General features: G+C 29.6%; 1 protein-coding gene. It reads left to right on the top strand.

Annotation, left to right across the window (positions count from 1 at the left end):
• The first annotated feature begins 95 nt into the window (after positions 1-95).
• Positions 96-767 (top strand): hypothetical protein, encoded by a 672-nt coding sequence (locus OD803_RS14455; protein ID WP_262734062.1) that lies wholly within the window; start codon positions 96-98, stop codon positions 765-767.
• Positions 768-958: the final 191 nt, after the last annotated feature.

Here is a 958-nt window from a genome sequence, read left to right as displayed (position 1 = left end):
TGTAATAGGTATTACCTAAAGACCGTTCGAGTTCTCCTCTCTACTCTTGTTAAATTTAATAATATCAAAGTAAAGAAAACCGTTGCCATTAATTTATGAAAAACATTGTCTACCTAATTTTGTTATTTCCAATCGGAATTTATGCGCAAACAAAAAAAGACATAGAACCGAGAAATGAAAGTTATATTACAACTGATTTATTTTCCCCATTTTTTGTTCATTATAATGGAAAATATTTTACGCCAAGATTTAGAATAGGCTATATTAAGAATTTAAATGAAAAAACTAAAATCGGAATTGATATTGGATACGGAAATGCAAATTCTTCAATAATAAACACAGGAGATAAATACTCATTATGGGAAATCCGACCTGAATACTACCGAATAATAAATCCGAACAGAAAAACAATTAAATATTTTTCTTTAGAATTATTTTATATCAATCAAAACGAAGAATTTATAACGCAATCTTTCTTTTCCGACCAAAATGAATATCTGACTTTCGACAAAGCAGATTATAATAGACAAAAGATTGGTTTTATTCCTAAATTTGGAATGTTTGTGAATTTAAGTAACAGAGTTGGTTTTAATTGGTATACTGGAATAGGAATGAATTACAGAATAAATAGTTATAGCAATTTTGTGAATCTAACGCCAAGACAATTTGACGAGGAACATTTTTCACCTTATTATCGTAAAGAGGGAAACAAAATTGGAGTGGAATTTACTATAGGACTGAAAATATATTATCGAATAAAAAACTAATGGCAACAACGTGTATAGCTCATTGCGGCTGAATTCCTAATCGGAATTCATTGCAATTTGCTATCTTTCGGTTACGGCGGAAAATCATAGCTGATTTTCCGCAACGAGCCATACACGTAACCGTTGGCAATAATTATGAAGAAACTGACTTACTTACTTTTTATCTTTTTGCTTCTATCAAATTTATTGAA

Source organism: Gaetbulibacter sp. NE, from assembly GCF_025548475.1.
Classification (GTDB): domain Bacteria; phylum Bacteroidota; class Bacteroidia; order Flavobacteriales; family Flavobacteriaceae; genus Gaetbulibacter_B; species Gaetbulibacter_B jejuensis.
Note: the sequence above shows the minus strand (reverse complement) of the source record. Positions and strands in the feature narration are given on the sequence as shown.

Excerpts from the sequence above, each read along its gene's own strand:
- OD803_RS14455 (WP_262734062.1), top strand. The coding sequence starts at position 96 with ATGAAAAACATTGTCTACCTAATTTTGTTATTTCCAATCGGAATTTAT.